This is a genomic window from Rhizobium sp. NXC14 (assembly GCF_002117485.1).
Lineage (GTDB): Bacteria > Pseudomonadota > Alphaproteobacteria > Rhizobiales > Rhizobiaceae > Rhizobium.
Genome location: NZ_CP021030.1, coordinates 3,500,858 through 3,516,853 on the forward strand (window position 1 = coordinate 3,500,858; position 15,996 = coordinate 3,516,853).

Below are 15,996 nucleotides of genomic sequence, written 5' to 3' on the forward strand. Positions count from 1 at the left end.
CGTCGAACTGGTGCCATAAAGGAAACAAAGATGGAGCAATTGAAGGGGATTTCGATCTTCGTCCAGACGGTCGAAGCCGGCGGTTTCTCCGCCGCCGCCGAACGGCTTCACCTCACCCGCTCGGCAGTCAGCAAGACGATCGCAAGGCTCGAACAGCGACTCGACGTCCGGCTCTTCAACCGCACGACCCGGACCCAGAGCCTGACCGACGAGGGCCGGTTCTTCTATGAGCGCTGCCTGAAAGCTATCGAGGAAATCCGGATCGGCGAGGCCCAACTTGAATCGGGCAGGCGCGAGGTCCGCGGCAGGCTGAGGGTATCGATGCCGGCGCTGTTTGGACGCCATTGCGCCGCTCCGATCCTGACCCGCCTGCTCGACGACCACCCCGATCTCGAATTGGACTTATCCTTCAGCGATCGGGTCGTCGATCTCCTAGAGGACGGCTTCGACCTTGCCGTCCGCAACGGTCCGCTGAAGGACAGTCCCGACCTGATGGCGCGAACGATCGCCCGGCAGTCCATGATGGTCTGCGCCTCGCCCGCTTATCTCGAAAACTATGGCGTGCCGCAAACGATCGACGATCTCGCCCGCCATCATGGCATCGTCTATCGCAGGGGTGACAATGACAAGGCTTGGACCTTCCCGGCTCCGGCCGGTCCCCCACGCGAAGTTCTGCCGAAATCACGGCTGCGGCTCGACGATCTCGCTTCGATCGCAGACGCCGCGGTTGAAGGCCGCGGGCTTGCCTGGCTGACCTGCTGGCTGGTGCGGGACAAGGTCCTCTCAGGTGAACTCGTGCGGGTTCTGACCGATACACCATCAACCATATTTGAAGCCTATGCCGTCTGGCCGCGATCGCCGGTGATGCTGCCGAAAGTGCGTCTTGCCATCGATACGCTGGCCGCGGAACTGCCGGCGATCATGAGCTGAAAAAGGCATCCTCTCAGGAAATCGAGCTGTTAGCCACCCTCCGGCCGCAGCCCGCCAATAAAGAGTTGCTCCAGAAACCGCGCGGCATCCTCGAAGCGCCCTTCGCCGGAATGTTCCTGCCCCAGCACCGCGCGCACCTGGACGTCGAAATCCGCATAGTGCTGGGTCGTCGACCAGATCGAGAAGATCAGGTGGTAGGGATCGCATTCAACGATCTTGCCAGATTTCGTCCAGGCGCGGATGACCTCCGCCTTCTCGTCTACCAGTTGCTTCAGCGGCCCCTTCAATTCGTCCTCGATATGCGGTGCGCCCTGCAGCACCTCATTGGCGAACAGCCGGCTCTCGCGCGGAAAATCGCGCGCCATCTCCAGCTTGCGCCTGATGTAGCTGCGGATTTCTTCTTCCGGATTGCCCTCGGCGTCGAAGGCCCGCAGCGGCTCCAGCCAGGTATAGAGGACCCGGTCGATCAGCGCCCGGTGCATCGCTTCCTTGGTGCGGAAATAATAGAGAAGATTGGGTTTCGACATGCCCGCGACTTCGGCGATCTGGTCGATCGTCGAACCGCGAAAGCCGCGTGCCGAAAACACGTCGAGCGCCGCCTCCAGAATCTGCTCTTCCTTCTCCTCCTGGATTCGCGTTCGCCTCTGGGTCTTCGCTGCTCTCGGAATAGCCATCGGCTATTGTTTCCCCTTGATATTCAACTTCTTCCCTCAAGTTTCGGCAGAGGCGCCCCCTGGCGCTTTCTTGAGCAACTGCCCGCATTTTTATCGGCAAATTTCGTGATTTTCGTCTTGAGCCCCGCGGTGGAAGTTGTAATGTTTACCAATCGGTCAAATATCCGCCAGATGAAAAACAAAGGCAACTGGCGATTTTCCGGCGCTCGACAAAACCAACAACAGGCGCGGGAAAGGACCACGGGAACAGGCGGGCATGCCCCTTGCATGACTGCCGCAAACAGGTGAGGGCTTGAAGAATGGTGGCAGCACCAGGCGAGAACATGCGCATCAATGGCGACCGTCTCTGGGACAGTCTCATGGACATGGCGAAGATCGGCCCCGGAATCGCCGGCGGCAACAACCGCCAGACGCTGACGGATTCGGATGCCGAGGGCCGCAGGCTTTTCAAGACATGGTGCGACGAGGCCGGCCTGACCATGGGTGTCGACCGCATGGGCACGATGTTCGCCACCCGCCCCGGCACTGATCCCGACGCCCTGCCGGTCTATGTCGGTTCGCATCTCGACACCCAACCAACCGGCGGCAAATATGATGGCGTGCTTGGCGTGCTCTCGGCCCTCGAAATCGTGCGCACGATGAACGACCTCGGCATCAAGACGAAGCACCCCATCGTCGTCACCAACTGGACGAACGAGGAAGGCGCACGCTTCGCCCCTGCCATGCTGGCGTCGGGCGTCTTCGCCGGCGTGCACAGCCTGGACTTCGCATATAACCGCAGGGATCCAGAGGGCAATCTGTTTGGCGACGAGTTGAAGCGCATCGGCTGGGTCGGCGACGAAGAGGTCGGCGCCCGCAAGATGCACGCCTATTTCGAATATCATATCGAGCAGGGTCCGATCCTCGAAGCCGAGGAAAAGCAGATCGGCGTCGTCACCCACTGTCAGGGCCTGTGGTGGCTGGAATTCACGCTGACCGGCAAGGAGGCCCATACCGGCTCGACGCCGATGAACATGCGCGTCAATGCCGGCCTTGCCATGTCGCGCATCCTGGAAATGGTCCAAGGCGTGGCGATGAGCGAGCAGCCGGGGGCCGTCGGCGGCGTCGGCCAAGTCTTCTTCTCGCCGAATTCCCGCAACGTGCTGCCGGGCAAAGTGGTCTTCACTGTCGACATCCGCTCGCCCGACAAGGCCAAGCTCGATCGCATGCGGGCAAAGATCGAGGCCGAGGCTCCTGGCATCTGCGACGCGCTGGGCGTCGGCTGTTCCATCGAGGCGATCGGCCATTTCGCACCGGTCACCTTCGACGAAAAGCTCGTCACCTCGGTTCGCTCCGCCGCCGAACGGCTCGGTTACAGCCACATGAACATTATCTCCGGCGCCGGCCACGACGCTTGCTGGGCCGCCAAGGTCGCGCCTGCCACCATGGTCATGTGCCCATGCGTCGGCGGGCTCAGCCACAACGAGGCGGAAGAAATCTCCAAGGAATGGGCGACGGCCGGAGCCGATGTGCTGTTCCATGCGGTGGTCGAGACGGCGGAGATCGTGGTGTGATGTCTAACGTGGCGCCCGGAGCCCCCTCATCCGACCCTTCGGGCCACCTTCTCCCCGCCGGGGAGAAGGGAACGATGGACGTCGCGGCTCCTCCCTTCCCCCCTCGGGGAGAAGGTGCCCGAAGGGCGGATGAGGGGGCCCCCGGTGCGGCCAGAATTATCAAAGCGGATATGCGGAAGTATCGTCCCAACAAGGCTAAGCAGGACAAGAGCTTCCATAACGAAGTCATAACGGCTGACATAGCGCCCGGAGCCCCCTCATCCGACCCGTCGGGCCACCTTCTCCCCGCTGGGGAGAAGGGAAGGGTGGACGTCGCGGCTCCTCCCTTCTCCCCTCGGGGAGAAGGTGCCCGAAGGGCGGATGAGGGGGCCCCCGGTGCGAAGAAGATTATCAAGCAGGACATCCGGAAACACCGCGCCAACAAGACGGACCAGGCCAGAACCCTCCGCCGCAACGAAACCGAAGAGGAATACCACCTCTGGAGCGACGTGCGGGCCCGCCGCTTGAACGGCTATAAGTTCGCAAGGCAAGTTCCTCTCGGCCCATTCATTGTCGATTTCCTCTGTCGCGAAAAACGATTGATCGTCGAAGTCGATGGCTTCCAGCATGCCGAAAGCGTCAGCGATCAACGCCGAACCGAATGGCTCAATGCAAATGGCTATTCTGTCCTGCGCTTCTGGAATCAGGAAGTCTCTCGCGAAAGACGCTCCGTACTCGAAACAATCCTGGCAGCATTGGAAGGCCGACTTGAAGCCAGCGAGGAAACGGTCAGCTTCTATTCACCAGGCGAATGCAAAGAAAAGAAGAGGGAACGATCATGACCACAGTCATCAAGAACGGCACCATCGTCACGGCCGACCTCACCTACAAGGCTGACGTCAAGATCGATGGCGGCAAGATCGTCGAGATCGGTCCGAACCTCTCTGGCGACGAAACGCTCGACGCCTCCGGTTGTTTTGTCATGCCGGGCGGCATCGACCCGCACACCCATCTCGAAATGCCCTTCATGGGCACCTATTCCTCCGATGATTTCGAGAGCGGCACGCGCGCGGCCCTTTCCGGCGGCACGACCATGGTCGTCGATTTCGCCCTTCCCGCCCCTGGCCAGTCGCTGCTCGAAGCGCTGACCATGTGGGACAACAAATCCACCCGCGCCAATTGCGACTATTCCTTCCACATGGCGGTCACCTGGTGGAGCGAGCAGGTCTTCAAGGAGATGGAGACCATCGTCCGCGACAAGGGCATCAACACCTTCAAGCACTTCATGGCCTATAAGGGCGCGCTGATGGTTGATGACGACGAGATGTTCGCCTCTTTCCAGCGCTGCGCCGAGCTCGGCGCCCTGCCGCTGGTGCATGCCGAAAATGGTGACGTGGTCGCCTCCATGTCGGCAAAGCTGCTGGCCGAAGGCAATAACGGCCCCGAGGCGCATGCCTATTCCCGGCCGGCTGAAGTCGAGGGTGAGGCCACCAATCGCGCCATCATGATCGCCGACATGGCCGGCTGCCCTGTTTACATCGTCCACACCTCCTGCGAGCAGGCGCATGAAGCGATCCGCCGGGCCCGCGCCAAGGGCATGCGCGTCTATGGCGAACCACTAATCCAGCACCTGACGCTCGACGAGAGCGAATATTCCAATCCCGACTGGGATCACGCCGCTCGTCGCGTCATGTCGCCGCCCTTCCGCAGCAAGCAGCATCAGGATAGCCTCTGGGCGGGGCTCGCCTCCGGTTCGCTGCAGGTGGTCGCGACCGACCATTGCGCCTTCACCACGGCGCAGAAACGTTTCGGCGTCGGCGACTTCACTAAGATCCCGAATGGCACAGGCGGCCTGGAAGACCGCATGCCGATGCTCTGGACACACGGTGTCAACACCGGCCGACTGACCATGAACGAATTCGTCGCCGTCACCTCGACCAACATCGCCAAGATTCTCAACATCTATCCGAAGAAGGGCGCGATCCTCGTCGGCGCCGATGCCGATATCGTCGTCTGGGACCCGAACCGTTCGAAGGTAATCTCGTCCAAGACCCAGCAGTCGGCGATCGACTACAATGTCTTCGAGGGCAAGGAAGTGACTGGCCTGCCGCGCTACACGCTGACGCGCGGGGTCGTCGCGATCGAGGAAAGCACGATCAAGACCCGCGAGGGCCACGGCGAGTTCGTCAGGCGCGAACCGGTGACAGCCGTCAGCAGGGCGCTGTCCACCTGGAAGGAGATCACTTCTCCGCGCAAAGTGGAACGCAGTGGCATCCCGGCAACCGGCGTATGACGATGGAGCATAGCGATACGGCCATCAGCCGGGGAACGACGCCTTCATGCGGATGACTTCACGCCGGCACCAGCGCGTCCAGTTCCGGCAGAAGCACGACGCTTTCCTGCTCGTGGGGATCGGTGCGCGCAATGACCGCCGTGCAGGGCGTGCTGCTGAGGTTCGCAGGCATATGCGGCACGCCGGCCGGGATGTAGAACAGTTCGCCGGCATGGGTGATGACGTGATGCTCCAGCCGGTCGCCGTACCAGGTATGAGCCTCGCCGGAGAGCACGTAGATCGCCGTCTCATGCGCCTCGTGCAGGTGCGCCTTGGCACGCACGCCGGGCGGGATCGTCAGGAGGTGCATGCAGATGCCCGTGGCGCCGACAGTCTCGGCCGCTATCCCTTCGAAATAGCTGAGCCCCTGCTTGCCGTCATAGGCGTGCTTGGGACGAACGATGTGGCAGGTGGGTTTTGATGTCGCGTCCATTTTCTTCCTCCAAGAATTGCGCCGCCGGCAAAGCCGGCAGCGATGGTAACATGCAAACCGCCGTCAAGCGGGGAAAACAAGATCGGTCGCATTGATGCAAGCACCCTCCGTCGTATCCGCCAAGGACCTCTGTCTCACCTACCAGGCGAATGACGGCCCGGTGCGGGCGCTGAGCGATGTCAATCTCGATGTCCGCAAGGGCGATTTCGTCTCTTTCATCGGCCCGTCCGGCTGCGGCAAGACGACTTTCCTCCGCGTCATCGCCGATCTCGAAAGGAGCACCTCGGGCGAAATCTCGATCAACGGCATGACGCCGGCGGAGGCGCGCAAAGCCCGCGCCTACGGCTACGTCTTTCAGGCGCCGGCGCTCTATCCCTGGCGCACCATCGAGAACAATATTGCCTTGCCCTTGGAGATCATGGGCTACCGCGGCGCCGATCGGACGAGGCGCATCGCCGAGGCGCTCGATCTCGTCGGTCTTTCCGGCTTCGAGAAGAAATTCCCCTGGCAGCTTTCCGGCGGCATGCAGCAACGCGCCTCGATCGCCCGCGCGCTCGCCTTCGACGCCGACCTGTTATTGATGGACGAGCCCTTCGGCGCGCTTGACGAGATCGTCCGCGACCATCTGAACGAAGAGCTGCTGAAACTCTGGGCCCGCACCAACAAGACGATCTGCTTCGTCACCCACTCCATCCCTGAAGCCGTCTACCTCTCGACCAAGATCGTGGTGATGTCGCCGCGCCCCGGCCGCGTCACCGACGTGATCGACTCCACGCTTCCGGCCGAACGCCCGCTCGACATCCGCGACACGCCAGAGTTCCTGGAAATCGCCCACCGCGTCCGCGAGGGGCTGAGGACGGGGCATAGCCATGAGGTTTAGGCCATTGCGCTCTTGGGCCACCCCCCTCTGCCCTGCCGGGCATCTCCCCCACAAGGGGGGAGATCGACATGCCGAAGGCCCCCTAGCCCAGCATGGGAGCATTGGGGAACGACCCGCCATCTCCTTGCCGATCTCCTCCCTTGTGGGGGAGATGCCCAGCAGGGCAGAGGGGGGTAACCGCCCACGCGGTGCCGATATATGGAGGCGATCCCTGTGAAATCCGACACATTCAAGGACAAGATCGTCCCCGTCACCACCATCCTGCTCGCCCTCGTCGCCATCTGGTATGTCGCCGCCATTCTCATGAACGCGCCGTTCCAGCGTGACATGGACAGCCGCGCCGGCGTCACGCCGACCACGATGGAATTCATCGGCAGGACGCTGGCGCAGCCGAAGCCGATCCTGCCGGCACCGCATCAGGTGGCTGAGAATGTCTATGAGAACACTTTCCTGCGCAGCCTTTCGAGCAGCCGCAGCCTCGTCTATCACAGCTGGGTAACGCTCTCCTCCACCCTGCTCGGCTTCGGTTTCGGCATGCTGCTCGGCATTCTTCTCGCCGTGCTGATCGTGCATAACCGCGCCATGGACCGCTCGCTGATGCCTTGGCTCGTAGCCAGCCAAACAATCCCGATCCTCGCTATCGCGCCGATGATCGTCATCATCTCCTACAACGTGCTGACCGGCGACAATGCGCTGGCGCATCTGCTGAATCTCGATTCCGACGCCTCCCGCCTCGTCTCCAAGGCGCTGATCTCCACCTACCTCTCCTTCTTTCCGGTCGCCGTAGGCATGGTGAAGGGGCTGCGGTCACCCGAACTCCTCTATCTCGACCTCATGCGCACCTATAACGCCAGTCCGATGCAGACCTTTTGGAAACTGCGCGTCCCTGCCTCGATCCCCTTTCTCTTCACTTCTATGAAGGTCGCGATCGCCGCAAGCCTCGTCGGCGCCATCGTCGGCGAATTGCCGACGGGCGCCGTTGCCGGCATTGGTTCGAAGCTGCTCGCCGGCTCCTATTACAGCCAGACCATCGATATCTGGGCAGCGCTGGTCGCCGGCTCGCTGCTTGCAGGCGTTCTGGTAGCGATTGTCGGCCTTACGGCGAAGATCGTCGACCGCGCCATGGGCGGGAGGCCGGCATGAGACGTCTGAGCTTCTCCTGGCAAGGCGCGGCCGCTCTTCTTTTCTGCATCGCGGCGCTGGCTGCTGCCTTACCGCTTCTGGCCGAGGGCGCGGCCCGTCCTTTAACCGATGGCACCGCAAGCCTGATCTTCATCGTCATCGCCGCGGCCGCTCTCCTGTCCTTTGCACCGCAACCGCCGGCCTATCGCGCCACCGTGCTGTTCATCGGCGCCCATGGCGCCGCCTGGCTGCTGCTTGCAGCGATTTCCGGCAACGAGGGCACGGCAACGCGGGCTTACTTCCTGCTGCTCTTCGCCGCGTGGCTGCTCGCCTGGCGATGCGTCACGGAGCTTTCGAAAGTGCCGCCTGCCGCCGCCTTCGGTGCATCGGTGCTCGAACTGCTGATTCCGGCGATTTTCGGCGCCTGGATTCTCATCCTCTGGGAGGCGATCACGCGCGGTGCCGGCGTCCCCTTCATCCTGTTGCCGCCGCCTAGCGCCATCGGCACCCGCATCATGGCCTCTCTGCCCATCCTCGGCGACGACGTCAGGCAGACGATCTTCAAGGCGGTGCTGATCGGTTATATCGTCGGCTGCCTCAGCGGCTTCGTCGTCGCGGTGCTGGCCGACCGCATCGCCTTCCTGCGCCGCGGCCTGCTGCCGATCGGCAACATGGTGTCGGCTCTGCCGATCATCGGCATCGCTCCGGTCATGGTCATGTGGTTCGGCTTCGACTGGCCGTCGAAAGCCGCCGTCGTCATCATCATGACCTTCTTCCCAATGCTGGTGAACACCGTGGCAGGCCTTTCCGCCTCCGGCAGCATGGAGCGCGACCTGATGCGCACCTACGCATCGAGCGACTGGCAGACGTTGCTCAAGCTCAAGCTTCCGGCGGCGATGCCCTTCATTTTCAACGCACTGAAGATCAACTCGACGCTGGCTCTGATTGGTGCCATCGTTGCGGAATTCTTCGGGACGCCGATCGTCGGCATGGGCTTCCGCATCTCGACCGAGATCGGCCGCATGAATGTCGACATGGTCTGGGCGGAAATCGCCGTCGCGGCGCTGGCCGGCTCGATCTTCTATGGCATCATCGCCCTGACAGAACGGGCGGTGACGTTCTGGCATCCGTCTATCCGTGGTGGCTAGGCGCGCGCGGGCCTCGCAAATTGGGTCCGGGCATAACTTCAGAGGGTAAGGACAAGAAAATGAAAAAATTGATGGTTGCAATGATGGCGAGCGCCATGTCGCTTGCAGCGGCCCATGCTATGGCCGCCGACAAGGTGGTGCTGCAGCTGAAATGGGTCACACAGAGCCAGTTCGCCGGTTATTATGTCGCCCAGGAGAAGGGTTTCTACAAGGAAGAGGGCCTCGACGTCGACATCAAGCCCGGTGGTCCCGATATCGCGCCTGAGCAGGTGATCGCCGGTGGCGGCGCCGATGTCATCGTCGACTGGATGGGCGGCGCGTTGGTTGCCCGCGAAAAGGGCGTTCCGCTGGTCAACATCGCCCAGCCATATCAGAAGTCCGGCCTGGAAATGATCTGCCGTAAGGACGGCCCGGTCAAGACCGAGGCCGACTTCAAGGGCCATACGCTCGGCGTCTGGTTCTTTGGCAACGAATACCCCTTCTTCGCTTGGATGAACAAGTTGGGTCTTTCCACCGAAGGCGGCCCGAACGGCGTCACCGTGCTGAAGCAGAGCTTCGACGTACAGCCGCTCGTCCAGAAGCAGGCCGACTGCATCTCCGTCATGACCTACAACGAATACTGGCAGGCGATCGACGCTGGCTTCAAGCCGGAGGAACTGACGGTCTTCAACTATACGCAAATGGGCAATGACCTTCTCGAGGACGGCCTCTACGCCATGGAAGACAAGCTGAAGGACCCGGCATTCAAGGAGAAGATGGTCAAGTTCGTCCGCGCCTCGATGAAGGGCTGGAAATATGCGACCGAGAACCCCGATGAAGCCGCCGAGATCGTCGTGGACAACGGCGGCCAGGACGAGAACCACCAGAAGCGTATGATGGGCGAAGTTGCCAAGCTGGTCGGCGACGGCTCCGGCAAGCTGGACGAAGCGCTCTATGCCCGCACGGCGAAGGCTCTGCTCGACCAGAAGATCATCAACAAGGAGCCCTCGGGGGCCTGGACACACGAGATCACAGACGCCGCATCCAAGTAAAGACGGCAGGAAGTAAAGCGAAACGCGCGGAGAAAATTTCCGCGCGTTTCTCATTTTTGGGACGACACGAAAAACAGCGTCGCTGATGTCGCATTTTTCCGGCGTCAAACGTCATTAGGGGAGAAGCGGGATCAATGATCGTCATGTTCGCATAACTCTGCGATGATTGATTCAGGTTATGATGGTAATTATTATCGGCTCATGGGGAATTGTTTTCTGCCGGGCTTGCATATCGAGCAAATCGATACCAACTAGAAGCCGATTTGCCGGCGAGGGATGAAGACGGCAAATGACGTGTGGATACCCCTGAGAATGCAGGAAAGGCAGTGGCCTGGTCGCGAGCTCAATGGCAGACGCGCGAATTCGGCTAACCTTATGACGAGATTGGACGAAAACGCATGGCACGCAAGCCGACTGGAAGTTTAGGCGCATCCACCCTTTTTGCAGCGGCGCTGGCTGCATCCGCCGCCTTTTCGCAGGAAGCGCAGGTCGCAAAGCCGCAGCAGAACCTGCCGGCGATCGTTGTCACCACAGCCGTCAATCGCACCCTCGTCGACCGTGTTATCGGCACCGGAACGGTCAAGCCGGTGGAGGAAGTCTATATCCAGCCGCAGGTCGAAGGCCTTTCGATTCGCACGCTGAAAGCCGATGTCGGCGACAAGGTCCAGGCTGAAAGCACGCTGGCAACGCTCAATGACGACGCCCTGGTCCTGGAGAAAAGCCAGATGATGGCGACGAAGGCCAAGGGCGAGGCAAGCCTTGCCCAACTGCGCGCCCAGCTCATCGAAGCGCAGGCCAATGCCGAACAGGCAAGGCAGCAGCAGGCCCGCGCCCAGGAAATGGGCAAGAAGGGCACGGTTTCTACAGCCCAGGTCGAGCAGGCCGATGCGACCGCCGCTGCCGCCAACGCCCGAGTCGTCTCCGCCGAGCAGGCGATTGAGGTCGCCGAAGCCGATCTGAAGGTCTTCGACAGCCAGATCGCAGACGCCGATCTGAAGCTCGCCCGCACCGATGTGAAGACGCCGGTTGCCGGTGTGGTTTCGGCTAAGAACGCCAAGGTCGGCGCGATCGCCGCCGGTAACGGCGATCCGCTATTCACCATCATCCGCAACGGCGATATCGAGCTTGTCGCCGAAGTCGCCGAAAGCGATATTATCAGGATTGTGGCCGGCCAGAAGGCAACCATTTCCCTTTCCGGCAGCCGCGAAAAGCTTTCCGGTGCCGTGCGCCTGGTTTCACCCACCGTCGATTCCGTGACCCGCCTCGGCCTCGTCCATATCTCCATCGACGATGACAGCAAGGCGCGTTCCGGCATGTATGGCAGCGCCGAGATCATCGTCCGTGAAACCGAGGGTGTATCGCTTCCCCTGACGGCGGTGCTCACCGGCAACGAAGGCTCCTCCGCCCGCAAGGTCGAGGACGGCGTGGTGAAATTCGCCAAGATCGAGACCGGCATCCAGGACGGCGCCTATGTCGAGATCGTCAATGGATTGAAGAGCGGCGACGAGGTCGTCGCCAAGGCGGGCGCCTATGTTCGCGACGGCGACCATATCACGCCGGTGCGTGAACAGCCCTCGGCTTCCAACTAAAGAGACCATCCGATGAATTTTTCAGCCTGGTCCATTCGAAATCCCATCGCACCGCTGCTGGCCTTTTGCCTGCTGATCCTCATCGGCATTCAGTCTTTCAACACGCTGCCGATCACGCGTTTCCCGAATATCGACGTACCGCTCGTCTCGATCAGCGTTACGCAAAGCGGCGCTTCGCCGGCCGAGCTCGAAATGCAGGTGACGAAGGAGATCGAAGACGCGATCGCCTCCATCACCGGCATTGACGAAATCCAGTCGACGGTGACCGACGGCAGCTCGCAGACCAACGTCATGTTCCGGATGGAAGTGCCGACCGAACAGGCCGTGCAGGACGTCAAGGACGCGATCGACCGCATCCGCAGCGATCTGCCGGCAACGGCCGAAGCACCGATCGTCACCAAGGTCGATGTCGAGGGCCAGGCGATCCAGACCTTCGCCGTGTCATCACCCGACCTGTCGCTGGAAGAACTCTCCTGGTTCGTCGACGATACGATCAAGCGAGCGCTGCAGGGCCAGGCTGGCATCGGCCGCGTCGACCGTTATGGCGGCGCGGAACGCGAAGTGCGCATAGAACTCGCGCCCGGCAAGCTCGATGCTTACGGCATCACAGCTGCAAGCGTGAACGATCAGCTGCGCGGCACCAATGTCGATCTCGGCTCCGGTCGCGGCCAGGTGGCGGGCAGCGAACAGGCAATCCGCGTTCTTGGCGACGCCCGCAATGTCGCCGAACTTGCAGACACGACGATTGCGCTGCCGAGCGGCCGTTTCGTCAAACTGTCCGATCTCGGCGTCATCAAGGACACCTATGAGGAGCCAAAATCCTTTTCGCGCTTCAACGATACGCCCGTCGTTACCTTCGGCGTCTTCCGCTCGAAGGGCGCCAGTGAGGTCAGCGTCGCCGAGACGGTCGCGCAGAGCCTCGACAAGGTGCGAAGCGAAAATCCGAACGTGAAGATCGAGATGATCGACGATTCGGTCTATTTCACCTACGGCAACTATGAAGCCGCCATCCACACGCTGCTCGAAGGCGCCCTGCTCGCCGTCATTGTCGTGCTGCTGTTCCTCAGGAACTGGCGCGCGACGCTGATCTCGGCCATCGCGCTCCCGCTCTCTGCGATCCCGACCTTCTGGGTCATGGACATGATGGGCTTCTCGCTGAACCTCGTCAGCTTCCTGGCGCTGACGCTCGCGACAGGTATCCTGGTCGACGACGCGATCGTGGAAATCGAGAACATTGCCCGCCATATCAAGATGGGCAAGACGCCCTATCGGGCGGCGATCGAGGCGGCGGATGAAATCGGTCTCGCCGTCATCGCCACCACCTTCACCATCATCGCGGTCTTCGTGCCAGTTTCCTTCATGCCGGGCATTCCGGGCCAGTACTTCATCCAGTTCGGCCTGACCGTCGCATTCTCCGTCTTTTTCTCGCTGCTGGTGGCACGCCTCATCACCCCGATGATGGCCGCCTATCTCATGCGCGCCGAAGACGGTGTCGACGACCATCACGACAATGACGGTCTGCTGATGAAGGGTTATACGCGCCTGATCCGCGCCACGACCGGGCACAAATATTCGCGATATCTGACGCTGCTTGCGGCGATCGGTTTCCTCGTCGGCTCGGTTATGCTGCTGATGAAGGTTCCAGGCAGTTTCCTGCCGCCCGAAGATGCCTCGCGCATCGTTCTCTCTGTTGAACTGCCGCCCAATGCGCGGCTCGACGACACCGAGAAGACGACGAAGGCGATCTATGACAGGGTCAAGGACCTCAACGGCGTCGAAAGCGTCTTCGTCCTCGGCGGCGCGTCGCCAAAGGGCGATCTCGAACTGCGCCGTGCGACCATTACGCTGGCGCTCCACAAGCTCGACCAGTCGCTGGTCAAGAAGGTGGTCAACGACGTGCTCGGCCATATCCCGGTCATCGGCCCGATGCTGCCGAAGGTGGAAGTCCACGGCCGCGAGCGCCCGCAATGGGATATTGAAAAGGAAGTCTTCGCCAAGCTGCGCGATATTCCCGATGTCCATATCCTGAAGCTTAACGACCGCGGCGAACGCGACCTCTCCTTCAACTTCCTCTCCAAAAACGAGAAGGACCTGAACGAAGCCGTCGGCATTCTGGAATCCAAGTTGCGTGCCGACCCGCTGCTCGCCAATGTCAGCGCCGACGGCGCCCTGCCGCGTCCGGAACTGCAGGTCTATCCCCGCAAGGACGAGGCGGCGCGTCTCGGCATCACGCCGCAGCAGATCTCCGAGACGATCCGCGTCGCCACCATCGGCGATGTCGATGCGGCCCTCGCCAAGATCTCGCTCGACGATCGCCAGATCCCGATCCGCGTCCAGGCGGCCCTTGACATGCGCCGCGACCTTGCCGCCATCCGGGCGCTGAAGATCCAGACCGCCAGCGGCGGCACCGTTCCGCTCTCGAGCGTCGCGAATATCGACTATTCGGAAGGCGTAAGCTCGATCAAGCGCAACAACCGTAACCGGGTCGTCTCTATCGGTTCCGACCTGCCGCAGGGTGTAGCGCTCGACACCGCCTCGGCCCGTTTCCGCGAGATCGTCAAGGCGGCCAACATTCCGGCCACGGTACACCTCGCGGAAAGCGGCGACACCAAGGTGCAAACCGAGATGCAGCAGAGCTTCGTCAACGCCATGTTGATGGGCCTCATGTTGGTACTGACCGTGCTGATCCTGCTCTTCAAGGATGTGATCCAGCCCTTCACCATCCTGTTCTCGCTGCCGCTCGCGATCGGCGGCGTCGCGGCGGGCCTGATCATCACCAACAATCCGCTGTCCATGCCTGTCATGATCGGCATTCTGATGCTGATGGGCATCGTCACCAAGAATGCCATCCTGCTCGTCGATTTTGCAATCGAGATGCGCCATCAGGGCATGTCCCGTGTTGAAGCCATGGTCGAGGCCGGCCGCAAACGCGCCCGGCCGATCATCATGACTTCGATTGCCATGTCGGCAGGCATGCTGCCGTCGGCGCTCGGCGTCGGCGAAGGCGGCTCGTTCCGCGCGCCGATGGCAATCGCCGTGATCGGCGGCATCATCGTCTCGACGGTGCTGTCGCTCGTCGTCGTTCCCTCCTTCTTTCTCATCATGGACGATCTGTCCCGCCTGCTCGGCTGGATATTTGGACGCCTGGTCGGCAGGAAGGATGAGGAAGACCTGCCGCTCTCGCGCGAGGATCTTACCCGCGTGACCCGCGAGAACCGCAGCGATATCGATGCGCTGGACGAGCGCCTGACCGCGATCGAAAAGCCGGAAAGCAAGCGCAAGGGCGCCAACGACACCAATGTGCTCCGCCTGCCGCCGTTTGCGGCGGAGTGAGCAAAGCCTCAGGAAACGAGACGGGCCGGGAGCGACCTCCCGCTCGTCGGGCTGCTGACAAACCGCATGCAAAACCCCCGACGTCATCCTCGGCCTTCTGCCGAGGATCTATGCCGGCCCAATTAAATACCTGGAAATAAATGTTTACCCGTCAGATAATCGCGGTGGTTAGATGCTCGGCACGAGCCCGAGCACGACGGAAGAGACGTTGTCAACAAACTACGGACCGGGAGCGATCTCCCGGCCCGTTTTTGTTTCGCCACCCTCGCCGCCATCCGCCAGATGCGGCGGGCTTGTCCCTCAGAGCCCGCCCTGCTCTCTCAAGAAACGAACGATCGAGCTGACGCCATCGCCACGCTTCATATCGGAGAAGACGAAGGGGCGTGAGGCGCGCATGCGCGTCGCATCCCGCTCCATCACCTCAAGATCGGCGCCGACATGGGGTGCCAGATCCTTCTTGTTGATGACGAGCAGGTCGGAGCGGGTGATGCCGGGCCCGCCCTTGCGCGGGATTTCCTCCCCTTGGCAGACCGAGATGACATAGATGGTGATATCGGCGAGGTCCGGCGAAAAGGTCGCCGCCAGATTGTCGCCGCCTGACTCGATGAAGACGACATCGAGATTGGGGATCCGCTCGTTAAGGCTCGCGATCGCCTGAAGATTGATCGTCGCGTCCTCGCGGATGGCGGTATGCGGGCAGCCGCCCGTCTCGACGCCGACGATGCGATCGGAAGGCAATGCCTGCATGCGCACCAGCGCCTCGGCATCCTCGGTCGTATAGATGTCGTTGGTGACGACGGCGACAGAATAGTCGTCCCGCATCGCCTTGCAGAGCTTTTCCGTCAGCGCCGTCTTGCCCGACCCGACCGGCCCGCCGATGCCGACGCGCAGAGGTCCGTTTCTTGATTTCATATGGCGTACTCCAATAGGATTCCGATGATAGCGACGCCGCCGGCATGCGCCACCGTCAAATGACGCAGTTGCGGGATAAT

General features: G+C 61.6%; 13 protein-coding genes and 1 pseudogene. 11 read left to right on the forward strand and 3 right to left on the reverse strand.

The window, feature by feature from the left end:
- The first annotated feature begins 30 nt into the window (after positions 1–30).
- Positions 31–930, forward strand: coding sequence for a LysR family transcriptional regulator (locus NXC14_RS17215; RefSeq protein ID WP_085779164.1), 900 nt, complete (start codon positions 31–33; stop codon positions 928–930).
- 29 nt (positions 931–959) lie between these two features.
- On the opposite strand, the gene NXC14_RS17220 is transcribed toward NXC14_RS17215, so the two are convergent.
- Positions 960–1,604, reverse strand: coding sequence for a TetR family transcriptional regulator C-terminal domain-containing protein (locus NXC14_RS17220; protein WP_085779165.1), 645 nt, complete (start codon positions 1,602–1,604; stop codon positions 960–962).
- A 299-nt stretch (positions 1,605–1,903) separates the two neighbouring features.
- On the opposite strand from NXC14_RS17220, the gene NXC14_RS17225 reads away from it, so the two are divergent.
- The 4 genes and pseudogenes from NXC14_RS17225 to hydA all read left to right on the forward strand — a co-directional run bounded on the left by NXC14_RS17225 (position 1,904) and on the right by hydA (position 5,429).
- Positions 1,904–3,157, forward strand: a complete 1,254-nt coding sequence (locus tag NXC14_RS17225; RefSeq protein ID WP_085779166.1) for a Zn-dependent hydrolase — start codon at positions 1,904–1,906, stop codon at positions 3,155–3,157.
- Positions 3,157–3,369, forward strand: a pseudogene (locus NXC14_RS33955) (hypothetical protein); the annotation flags it as partial. The gene NXC14_RS17225 and the pseudogene NXC14_RS33955, both read left to right, overlap by 1 nt.
- A gap of 15 nt (positions 3,370–3,384) precedes the next feature.
- Positions 3,385–3,978, forward strand: a complete 594-nt coding sequence (locus tag NXC14_RS17230) for an endonuclease domain-containing protein (RefSeq protein WP_348630259.1) — start codon at positions 3,385–3,387, stop codon at positions 3,976–3,978.
- Positions 3,975–5,429, forward strand: a complete 1,455-nt coding sequence (gene hydA / locus NXC14_RS17235) for a dihydropyrimidinase (RefSeq protein ID WP_085779167.1) — start codon at positions 3,975–3,977, stop codon at positions 5,427–5,429. The genes NXC14_RS17230 and hydA overlap by 4 nt, the downstream gene beginning before the upstream one ends.
- 58 nt (positions 5,430–5,487) lie before the next feature.
- On the opposite strand, the gene NXC14_RS17240 is transcribed toward hydA, so the two are convergent.
- Positions 5,488–5,901: a cupin domain-containing protein gene (locus tag NXC14_RS17240; RefSeq protein WP_011426527.1), complete on the reverse strand. Its 414-nt coding sequence runs from the start codon at positions 5,899–5,901 to the stop codon at positions 5,488–5,490.
- A 94-nt stretch (positions 5,902–5,995) separates the two neighbouring features.
- Between NXC14_RS17240 and NXC14_RS17245 the strand changes: the two genes are divergently transcribed.
- The 6 genes from NXC14_RS17245 (at position 5,996) to NXC14_RS17275 (ending at position 15,004) form a co-directional block, all read left to right on the forward strand.
- Entirely contained in the window at positions 5,996–6,781 is a 786-nt protein-coding gene (locus tag NXC14_RS17245; protein ID WP_085779168.1) for an ABC transporter ATP-binding protein, read from the forward strand.
- 213 nt (positions 6,782–6,994) lie between these two features.
- On the forward strand, positions 6,995–7,924 hold the full coding sequence (locus NXC14_RS17255) for an ABC transporter permease (protein ID WP_085780168.1): 930 nt from the start codon (positions 6,995–6,997) through the stop codon (positions 7,922–7,924).
- Positions 7,921–9,051, forward strand: coding sequence for an ABC transporter permease (locus NXC14_RS17260; protein ID WP_085779169.1), 1,131 nt, complete (start codon positions 7,921–7,923; stop codon positions 9,049–9,051). The genes NXC14_RS17255 and NXC14_RS17260 overlap by 4 nt, the downstream gene beginning before the upstream one ends.
- A 59-nt stretch (positions 9,052–9,110) precedes the next feature.
- Complete coding sequence (locus tag NXC14_RS17265) at positions 9,111–10,082, forward strand: ABC transporter substrate-binding protein (protein WP_085779170.1); 972 nt, start codon at positions 9,111–9,113, stop codon at positions 10,080–10,082.
- 398 nt (positions 10,083–10,480) lie between these two features.
- Entirely contained in the window at positions 10,481–11,671 is a 1,191-nt protein-coding gene (locus NXC14_RS17270) for an efflux RND transporter periplasmic adaptor subunit (RefSeq protein WP_085779171.1), read from the forward strand.
- A 12-nt stretch (positions 11,672–11,683) separates the two neighbouring features.
- A complete protein-coding gene (locus NXC14_RS17275) occupies positions 11,684–15,004 on the forward strand; it encodes an efflux RND transporter permease subunit (RefSeq protein WP_085779172.1) in 3,321 nt (1,106 codons plus the stop codon).
- Between the two features lie 300 nt (positions 15,005–15,304).
- Here the strand turns inward: NXC14_RS17275 and ureG are convergent, their stop codons facing one another.
- The gene (gene ureG, locus NXC14_RS17280) at positions 15,305–15,916 is read right to left on the reverse strand and encodes an urease accessory protein UreG (protein WP_085779173.1); all 612 of its coding nucleotides are present in this window, start codon (positions 15,914–15,916) and stop codon (positions 15,305–15,307) included.
- Between the last annotated feature and the right edge of the window lie 80 nt (positions 15,917–15,996).

Excerpts from the sequence above, each read along its gene's own strand:
- NXC14_RS17215 (WP_085779164.1), top strand. The coding sequence starts at position 31 with ATGGAGCAATTGAAGGGGATTTCGATCTTCGTCCAGACGGTCGAAGCC.
- NXC14_RS17220 (WP_085779165.1), bottom strand. The coding sequence starts at position 1,604 with ATGGCTATTCCGAGAGCAGCGAAGACCCAGAGGCGAACGCGAATCCAG.
- NXC14_RS17225 (WP_085779166.1), top strand. The coding sequence starts at position 1,904 with ATGGTGGCAGCACCAGGCGAGAACATGCGCATCAATGGCGACCGTCTC.
- hydA (WP_085779167.1), top strand. The coding sequence starts at position 3,975 with ATGACCACAGTCATCAAGAACGGCACCATCGTCACGGCCGACCTCACC.
- NXC14_RS17240 (WP_011426527.1), bottom strand. The coding sequence starts at position 5,901 with ATGGACGCGACATCAAAACCCACCTGCCACATCGTTCGTCCCAAGCAC.
- NXC14_RS17245 (WP_085779168.1), top strand. The coding sequence starts at position 5,996 with ATGCAAGCACCCTCCGTCGTATCCGCCAAGGACCTCTGTCTCACCTAC.
- NXC14_RS17260 (WP_085779169.1), top strand. The coding sequence starts at position 7,921 with ATGAGACGTCTGAGCTTCTCCTGGCAAGGCGCGGCCGCTCTTCTTTTC.
- NXC14_RS17265 (WP_085779170.1), top strand. The coding sequence starts at position 9,111 with ATGAAAAAATTGATGGTTGCAATGATGGCGAGCGCCATGTCGCTTGCA.
- NXC14_RS17270 (WP_085779171.1), top strand. The coding sequence starts at position 10,481 with ATGGCACGCAAGCCGACTGGAAGTTTAGGCGCATCCACCCTTTTTGCA.
- NXC14_RS17275 (WP_085779172.1), top strand. The coding sequence starts at position 11,684 with ATGAATTTTTCAGCCTGGTCCATTCGAAATCCCATCGCACCGCTGCTG.
- ureG (WP_085779173.1), bottom strand. The coding sequence starts at position 15,916 with ATGAAATCAAGAAACGGACCTCTGCGCGTCGGCATCGGCGGGCCGGTC.